At 66.2% G+C, this 8,359-nt stretch carries 7 protein-coding genes; 4 read left to right on the top strand and 3 right to left on the bottom strand.

Annotation, left to right across the window (positions count from 1 at the left end):
• Positions 1 to 133: 133 nt before the first annotated feature.
• Positions 134 to 1,468 (bottom strand): ABC transporter substrate-binding protein, encoded by a 1,335-nt coding sequence (locus ABIB25_RS12820; RefSeq protein WP_354528847.1) that lies wholly within the window; start codon positions 1,466 to 1,468, stop codon positions 134 to 136.
• 334 nt (positions 1,469 to 1,802) lie between these two features.
• On the opposite strand from ABIB25_RS12820, the gene ABIB25_RS12815 reads away from it, so the two are divergent.
• The 4 genes from ABIB25_RS12815 (at position 1,803) to ABIB25_RS12800 (ending at position 7,294) form a co-directional block, all read left to right on the top strand.
• Complete coding sequence (locus tag ABIB25_RS12815) at positions 1,803 to 3,797, top strand: cellulase family glycosylhydrolase (protein WP_354528846.1); 1,995 nt, start codon at positions 1,803 to 1,805, stop codon at positions 3,795 to 3,797.
• 48 nt (positions 3,798 to 3,845) lie between these two features.
• The gene (locus ABIB25_RS12810; protein WP_354528845.1) at positions 3,846 to 4,811 is read left to right on the top strand and encodes an alpha/beta hydrolase; all 966 of its coding nucleotides are present in this window, start codon (positions 3,846 to 3,848) and stop codon (positions 4,809 to 4,811) included.
• Positions 4,812 to 4,977: 166 nt separating this feature from the next.
• Positions 4,978 to 6,003, top strand: coding sequence for a LacI family DNA-binding transcriptional regulator (locus ABIB25_RS12805; protein WP_354528844.1), 1,026 nt, complete (start codon positions 4,978 to 4,980; stop codon positions 6,001 to 6,003).
• Between the two features lie 424 nt (positions 6,004 to 6,427).
• Positions 6,428 to 7,294, top strand: a complete 867-nt coding sequence (locus ABIB25_RS12800) for an ATP-binding cassette domain-containing protein (RefSeq protein ID WP_354528843.1) — start codon at positions 6,428 to 6,430, stop codon at positions 7,292 to 7,294.
• 13 nt (positions 7,295 to 7,307) lie between these two features.
• Here ABIB25_RS12800 and ABIB25_RS12795 read toward each other — a convergent pair whose 3' ends face one another.
• Together ABIB25_RS12795 and ABIB25_RS12790 are read right to left on the bottom strand one after the other, a co-directional pair.
• Positions 7,308 to 7,937, bottom strand: a complete 630-nt coding sequence (locus ABIB25_RS12795; RefSeq protein ID WP_354528842.1) for an IS630 family transposase — start codon at positions 7,935 to 7,937, stop codon at positions 7,308 to 7,310.
• Positions 7,938 to 7,990: 53 nt separating this feature from the next.
• Entirely contained in the window at positions 7,991 to 8,356 is a 366-nt protein-coding gene (locus tag ABIB25_RS12790) for a helix-turn-helix domain-containing protein (protein WP_354528841.1), read from the bottom strand.
• Between the last annotated feature and the right edge of the window lie 3 nt (positions 8,357 to 8,359).

Raw genomic sequence — 8,359 nt, 5'->3', positions numbered from 1 at the left:
GCCCCCGCCCCGCCCGGGCCCCCCCCCCCGCCCCCCCCCCGCCCCCCCCCGCCCCCCCCCCCCCCCCCCCCCCCCCCCCCCCCCCCCCCCCCCCCCCCCCCCCCCCGGCCGGGTGATCAGGTCGGACACGTGCTCACTTCCCGGCCTTCTGGAGCAAGTTCTGCGCACCGCTCTGCATATCCGCCGCGGCCTGCGTGGCGCTCTTCTGCCCGGTGAACATGGCGTTGACCTGGGGGGCCATCACGTTCAGGAGTAGGTCACCGAACGAGGTGACGGCAGGGAGGGCGTGATACAGCTGGACCGATGCACCGACTGCGGCCAGCACCGGCTGCTTGGCGACAATGGCGGGATCGGTGAGCACCGAGAACCGCCCCGAAGAACCCATTCCCGACGACACCATGGCCTTGGCGATTTCCGGACTGGTGTACCAGGCCGCGAATTCGAAGGCCGCCTTCTGGTTCTGGCTCTTGGCGCTGATACCCAGCGAGTGCGTGGTGGGAAATATGCGTGCCGTGGTGGCGGGCAGGCCCTGAGCGTAGGGAAGCAGCGCGTAACCGAGTTTGCCGGCCGAAATCGGGGACAGTTTGGGGTCGGCCAAGGTACTGGCAGCGGCGTTCCACTCCACGGCCATCGCTGTCTTGCCCTGCTGCAGCGACGTGAGCAACTCGTTGTAGGCGTAGGTCGGGGAGCCGGGGTTGGCCACCTTGAGCGTGTTCAGCAGGCCATTCCAGTGGGTGAGGCCCTCGACCGCCTTGGCATCGGTGAAGTTCGGGTCGTTGCCGTTGAACGGTGATCCGCCGTACCCCCACATCGCCGTGGTGGCGAACATCGACGCTCCTGCGTCCTGCGTTCCGGAGATCGCAATCGGCGACATCTGCATGTTGGCGGCCTTGATCTTTGACTGCACGGTTTGCAAGGCGGCTTCGAGTTGCTCCCAGGTCCAGGCGGCCGGCGGCGAGGGCACGGTGATACCCCACTGCGCCATCAGATCCTTGCGGTAGTAGAGCATCTGCACATCTGATCCGTAAGTCAGCGACATCAAACCGTTCTTCGCGTCGGAGGAAACCGTCTGCACCGCCTTCGGGAAGTCGTTCAGATTGTAGGCCGCGGCGTTGAACAGGGTGGAGTCGTTCATGAACGTGCTCAGCGGCATCAGATACGGGTTGAGGTCCGCAGCCTGCTGAGCGCCGGCATCCACCAGGTCACAGGTGGAACTCGTGCGGATCTGGTTGATCGTCACAGGCAGGTTCTGGTTGATGGGGATCGACACCATCTTGATCTTGATCTTGCCGCCGGTCATGGCGGTGAACTGGGTACCGAAGTGCTGGATGGCATCATATTCCGGCCCCGCGAACTGACAGACCGTGACCGTGGCGTCCGGGGCCTTGCCGGATGCAGCCATCGGCACCACGGCGCTTGCGCCGGCGGCATTGCCACCGGCAGACCCCGACACGGGCATCGAGGACATCGAGCCCGACCCGGTCGAGGCATTCGTGGAACCAGGCGATGCGCCTGTTCCGGTGGAACCACCGCAGGCCGCCAAGGTCACACCAGCTGCGAGAACCGCCATGGGCAAACGGAAACGACGAAGCAAGGAACAGGTACGCATGTGTCCTCCTCGACACAATTGGATCGAGCAGGTCGACCCCACCGCCGTTGATAGTTGTCGGACAACCGACGTCTGTCAAGTAGTCTTCGGTGGCTTGACAGGCTGCAGTCGTCGGACCACTGTCTAATCTCTGAGCCCATGCCCACGCAGTCTCAGTCCTCCAACTCCATTCCCCGAAACGAGGGATCCACCCATGGTGCAGCGGCCCAATCTTCGCCTCGATACGTCCAGACCCTGGCTGGGCCTGAACTTCTGGTCACGCAAGGGCGGACCGTTCATGTGGCGCACCTACGACGACCAGCTCGTCCGTGAGGAGCTGCAGGTTCTTGTCGATCACGGTATGACGGTGACCCGGTCCTTCTTCCTCTGGCCGGATTTCCACCCGGCTCCGGACGTCATCGATGAGCAGATGGTGCAGAACTACCGCCAGTTCCTGGTGGCGTCGGAGGACCTGGGGATCCCGACCATTCCTACGTTCATCGTGGGACACATGTCCGGCTCGAACTGGGATCCGGCCTGGCGCAACGGTCGAGACCTCTACCGCGACGGCTTCATGCTGGGGCAGCAGGCCTTCTTCATCAAGGAGATGGTGCGCCGAATCGGCTCGTCCCCGGCGATCGCCGCCTGGCTGATCTCCAACGAGATGCCCTGGTACACCGGGCCCACCGACCGGGAGAGCGCCAGGGCGTGGTCCATCATCTGCACCAACGCCGTCCGAGCCGGTGGCTCTCAACTACCGGTCTCACTCGGCGACGGGGTATGGGCGCAGGAGGTCATCGGAACGGACAACGGGTTCCGACTCCGCGACCAGCACGACACCACCGACTTCTTCGGACCCCACTCCTACCCGATGGGCACCGACCAAACCCGACAACTCCAACGCGCCGCGTTCATCTGCGAGATGTCCCACCTGGGCAAACCGGTAATTCTCGAAGAATTCGGCGTGACGGACACGTTCGCTTCCGAGATCAACGCCGCCCACTACTACCGGCAGACCCTGCACACGTCCTTGCTGGCCGGCGCCACCGGGTGGATCGGCTGGAACAACACCGATTTCGACATGCGTGGGCTCGAGCCGTACAACAGTCACTTGTATGAGTTGACCTTCGGCGTCACCAGGATCGACGGGACACCGAAACAGGCGCTACTGGAATTGCAGGAATTCGGCAGGATCCTCGACGCCGTCGATGTCGCAGGCCTGACCCGGACGGAGACCCGTACGGCCATCGTGTTCCCCGCGCACATCGATCTCGATCTACCGGTAGTGGACCTTTCTCACCAAGCCGATCGTGAGGCGATGTCCGAGATCAGTTGGCACGCCTCCATCTCCGCCAAGCTCGCGGGTCTGACACCCGCTATTGTGCGTGAGTCCGAGGGTATCCCCGATGCACAGCTGCTGATCGTGCCGTCGAACAAGGCCGTCCTCGGGGCGACTTTTCCGACGCTGGTGGAGCGCGCACGCGCCGGGGCACACGTCTACGTTTCGTGGTTTGCCGGCACGACTCCCAGCCAACGTGGAGCTTGGTGGCCTGACATCGAACCGGTCTTCGGGGCGCGGCATCGGTTGCGCTACGGGATCGCGGACGCGACGGCCGACAGGTTTGCGCTGACCTTCCGAGTCGCATGGGGTGGCCTCACGGAAGGGGAGGTGCTCGAGTTTCGGGCCGCAGGTCCCGAGTACGCACGCTCCCACCTGCCGCTGGCTGTGACCGACGCCGATATCATCGCGGTAGATGAGGCCGGTGAGCCGGCGCTCATCCGTCGATCAGTCGGTGCCGGATTCATCTATCTCTGCGCTTATCCGCTGGAATACATGGGCGCCGTCCGCCGCGATGCTCATCAGGACGACAACGTGCATCGGCTCTACGCAGCGCTGGCCGCAGAGGCCCAGATCGACCCGGATGTCAAGGTTCCGCAGCCCCGGATCTACGTCGACCAGATGCAGCACGCCGACGGCACCCGCTACACGTGGTTTGTGAGCACCGACCCAGAATCGGTACAGGTCACTCCGCAGCCAATGCCCGGGCGCAGCCTGGTCGACGTGCGCAACGGAGAGGACCTGAGCGCACGGTTCGACTTGCCGCCGTTTGGCGTACGGGTGGCCAGACACTCCTGGGCTGAAGTCGAGACCCCGTCCGCAGCTCCGGGCCAGGTCCCCACGAGAGCCGATGCGGGGAGCATGCCCTAGTCTTGCGCCGCAGACACCACCCGCCATCGGACCCGCGGAGGATCGAAAGTGCAAACCCGTCATCTCGTTGATCCACAGCTTCGAGACCTGCTCGACGTGTGGCCCCCCTTGGAGCTGACCGTCGAATCCCTGCCGTTGGTCAGGGAACAGTCGCGCCTGGAATTCCTGGCCGCCATGCCCGCGGAGTCGCCGTTTTCCGACGTCGAGGTCTCGGAACTCTCGATCGACGGTCCGGCCGGGGCCGGGGCGCTGCGGATCCTGGTGATCCGTCCCGGTTCGAGGTCAGCGTCAGCAGCCCCTGGCCTGCTGTGGGTGCATGGCGGCGGTTACGTGCTGGGCAGCGCCGATCAGGATTCGCTCCAGGTCCAGCAGTTGGTGCACGAGATCGGTTGCATTGGCGTGGTTGTCGACTACCGGTTGGCACCGGAGACGCCCCATCCCGGCCCCGTGGAGGACTGCTACGCGGCTCTGCGGTGGCTGTTCGCCCAGGCCGAGGACCTGGGCGTGGACGCTCGGCGGATAGCCGTGGCCGGCGCGAGCGCCGGCGGTGGGCTGGCTGCGGCCCTCTGCCTGCTGGCACGGGATCGCGCCGAGGTGTCGGTCGCGTTCCAGCTGCTGATCTATCCGATGCTCGACGACCGCACCGTCGTGCATGCAGACCCGCACCCTTTCGCCGGTGAGTTCGTGTGGACGGCGGATTCGAACCGTTTCGGCTGGGCGGCGTTGCTCGGGCAGGAACCGGGAGGTCCCGGGGTGTCGCCCTACGCCTCCCCGGCCAGGGCGGAGACGCTGGCCGGGCTCCCGCCGACCTACCTCGACGTCGGCACGCTCGACCTGTTCGTCGAGGAGGACCTGGAATATGCCCGCCGGCTGGTCCGGTCGGGCGTCCCGGTCGAGTTGCACGTCTACCCGGGTGCGTTCCACGGGTATCAACAGGCGGTGGAGTCCGATGCTGCCGGGACTCACCACCGCAATGTGGTGTCGGCCCTGCTGCGGGCACTGTCGGTGGCCTGAGGTCGACGGCCCGACGATAGGGTCGGCGCACAGTGGCCGCCCGCGGCCGGTGCAGGAGGGAGCGCACCTGATGGTGATCGAGTGGGCGGGACCGGCGTCATCGCCCGCCGTCCCCCGACCTCTCACGCCCGGGGCGCACTGAATGGCCGGGCGACCCGAGCTTCCGGTGCAGAGCACGATCAAGGACGTCGCGGCGCGGGCCCACGTCAGCGTGGGCACCGTGTCCAATGTCCTCAATCGACCGGCCAGCGTGGCACCGGGCACCCGGCAGCAGGTGCTGGATGCCATGAAGGCGCTCGGCTTCGTCCGGCATGCCGGGGCTGCCATGCTGCGGCGCAGCCACCGCACCTCGATGATCGGCGTGGTGGTCCTCAACGCCGCCAGCCCGTTCTTCGCCGAGGTCGCCGCCGGGGCGGAAGACGTTGCCAGGGAGGATGATCGCCTGATCGTCATCTGCAGTTCCGCGGGTGACCGTGAGCAGGAGGGGCGATACTTCACCGCTCTGGAGGCGCAGCGGGTGGCCGGTGTCATCGTGTCCCCGGTCGGCCTGCAGATTCCGGAGGTCGACAGTCTGCGGGCTCGCGGGGTGTCGGTGGTGCTGCTGGAGACGCAGCATCCGGACTTCTGCTCGGTGGAGGTGGACGGGCGGGACGGGGCGAGACAGGCCGTCGCCCACCTGATGTCACTCGGCCACCGCGAGATCGCCTTCGTCAGCCCGCCGCTGGCGATCCCGCAGTACCGGCAGCGGTGGCAGGGCGCGAAACAGGCGGCGGCCGAAGACCCTGGTGTGCGCCTCGTCCGCAGCGAGGTCGGCGAGCTGGGTGGCACCGAGACCGGCAGCACCGCGGCCCGCGACCTGGTGGCCCGGCATCCCGAGGTCACCGGATTCTTCTGCGCCAACGACCTCCTGGCGCTCGGCTTGATGTCCGGTCTGGCGCGCCTGGGAACGCATGTGCCGGAGGATGTCTCCGTGGTCGGGTTCGACGACGTCGAAGGTGCCCTGTATGGGGTGGTCCCGTTGACGACCGTCCGGCAACCCGCCCGCGAGCTGGGCCGCCGCGCCACCGAACTCATGCTCGCCGAGACCGTCGCCGACACCGATCACCAGCATCAGCACGTGGTCTTCGCCGCGGAGCTGGTGGTCCGGGAGTCCACCGGAGCACCGCGGAAAACCGTTCGCCCGGGGCGCTGATCAGGGTCGGGGGCGGGCTCACAACGGCGCCCCCAGTGAGATATTGGCCTTCACAGATGTGAAGTCAGATTCCGGACATTCGCGACAGGGAACGGACCGCGCCTGGGTAGAGCGAGCCACCTCTGATGTCTTCGGCATGTGGAGCGAAGGCACCCGTCGGGCAAGGGTTGGGCTGGACGAGCATGAAGAATGTTGCGACACAGCCTGATCCACCGTCCGGAGCAGCCAGTCGCGCGTGACCGGAACGGACCGGCACCGCGGCCGGGCCGGCGGCGATCAAGACTTCGTACTTTCTGGGCTGTGACCCTTGACACGCACTGGTGGCCGATCCTAAAGTCTGGGTAGTAAGTGAAACGGTTCAATGTCGAGGCTCGGGATCGGTTTTCGTTCACCCGGGCACGTTCCAAGTCCAGCAAGGAGCGGTATGTCCCTCGAACCAGCAACGTCGCCGGCCACGGACAGTGCAGGGGCCCCGTCGGTGCCGCAGCCGACCATGGTGGCCACTCACATCACCAAGAAGTTCGGCGCGGTCGTGGCCCTGGCCGACGCCTCGGTGCACATCTCCCAGGGCGAGGTCCTCGGCCTCGTCGGAGACAACGGAGCAGGCAAGTCCACCCTGCTCAAGATCCTGTCCGGCGCGATCACGCCGGACAGCGGCACGATCACCCTGGAGGGCAGCGAGGTGGTGCTCCGGCGCCCGAGCGACGCTCTGCAGGTCGGTATCGAGACGGTCTACCAGGACCTGGCTCTGGTCGACACGATGAGCGCGGTGCAGAACATCTTCCTGGGTCGCGAGGAGCTCTCCGGACGGCGTGCGTTGCGCGCGTTCAACCTCGTCGGCGACCGATCGATGCGCAAACAGGCACGCCAGGTGCTGACCGAACTCGGGGTCAAGGTGCCGTCGGTCAACGTCAGCGTGAAGGGCATGTCCGGCGGTCAGCGCCAATGCCTGGCCATCGCCCGAGCCGTCCTGTGGGGACGGAAGATCGTCATCCTCGACGAACCGACTGCGGCACTAGGTGTTCGCGAATCGGCGCAGGTGCTGGATCTCATCACCAAACTCCGCGAGCGTGGTGTCGGCGTCATCGTCGTCAGCCACAACATGCAGCAGCTGATGCAGGTCGCCGACCGGATCACGGTGATGCGGCTCGGCCGTTCGATCGCGACCAGGACGGTCAAGGAAACCTCGGCCCAGGAGATCGTCGGCCTCATCACCGGGGCCATGTCACCGGACGAGGAGGCCGTGCCGGAAACCTCTTCCTCCTCAGCAACCAATTCCTTCTCCCGCTAGTAGACCGTCGCGTCTAAAGTGTCGGGTATAGGTGACGGAGTTTGATTCGGGCGTCTTTGGTGGTGAACCGCCAGTCGACTTGGCGTTCGTCGGCGTTGGTGGCGCTTGTCCAGGCGTCGAGCTCGGTGTTGAGGACGTCGAGTTCGGCGATGCGCCGGCCGAGGCACTGCTTGGTCAGGCAGGACAGTTCGATCTCGGCGATGTTGAGCCAGGAGCCGTGTTTGGGGGTGTGGTGGATCTCCAGCCGTTCGGCCAACGCGAAGGCTTTCCGGGGTGGGAACGCTTGGTAGAGCGAGGCGATCGAGTGGGTGTTGAGGTTGTCCATCACGAGCACAACCTTGGTTGCGTCGGGGTAGTCGACGGTGAGCAGCTGCTCCACGCCCTTTGCCCAGTCCAGGCGGGTGCGGGTGGTCTCGGCGTAGGCGCGGCGCCACCCGCGCAGGGGTTCGGCCCACACGAAGATCGAGCAGGTGCCGCAGCGGACGTACTCAGAATCTTCCCGAGCGGGCCGCCCCGGCGCGACCGGCGTGCCCTCTCGGGCATCAGCCAGCAGTTGCAGCGGTTTCTCATCCATCACGATCACCGGGTAGGCCGGATCGTAAGGGCGTGCGTAGACGGCCAGCACGTCTTCCATCGCGGCCACGAACGCCGCGTTGTGCTGCGGCGGGATCGTCCAGCAGGCCTTCAGATGAGGTTTCAGTGCCCCCTTTTTAGGACCCGCCCAATCGTGGAGTGATCCATCGGCGGTATCCCCTCGGTCACGGCCACCTGTTTCTCCAACAGCCGCAGAGTCCAGCGCGCCCGCCCGGCCGGTGGCGCACTGCACGCCAACGCGATCACCCGGGCCTCCACGTCGCCAGTCACCTTCGCCTCCACCGGCGGCGTCTCGCGCTTCTTGCGCCCGATCACGTCTTCGACCCGACCACCATGCTGGGTAAACGCCTTCGCGACCAGGTACACCGTGCCTTCCGACGTGCCCACACGTTCGGCCACCACCCGACGATCCGGCGCCGGCCCCTGCGTCTCGTCCAAGGACAGCAGCACCCTGGCCCGGATGATCATCCG

This window comes from Nakamurella sp. UYEF19, from assembly GCF_040546275.1.
Lineage (GTDB): Bacteria > Actinomycetota > Actinomycetes > Mycobacteriales > Nakamurellaceae > Nakamurella.
The sequence above is the reverse complement of the archived record's forward strand: the minus strand, read 5'-3'. Positions and strand labels throughout refer to the sequence as shown.

Excerpts from the sequence above, each read along its gene's own strand:
- ABIB25_RS12790 (WP_354528841.1), bottom strand. The coding sequence starts at position 8,356 with ATGATCATCCGGGCCAGGGTGCTGCTGTCCTTGGACGAGACGCAGGGG.
- ABIB25_RS12800 (WP_354528843.1), top strand. The coding sequence starts at position 6,428 with ATGTCCCTCGAACCAGCAACGTCGCCGGCCACGGACAGTGCAGGGGCC.
- ABIB25_RS12820 (WP_354528847.1), bottom strand. The coding sequence starts at position 1,468 with ATGTCCTCGATGCCCGTGTCGGGGTCTGCCGGTGGCAATGCCGCCGGC.
- ABIB25_RS12815 (WP_354528846.1), top strand. The coding sequence starts at position 1,803 with ATGGTGCAGCGGCCCAATCTTCGCCTCGATACGTCCAGACCCTGGCTG.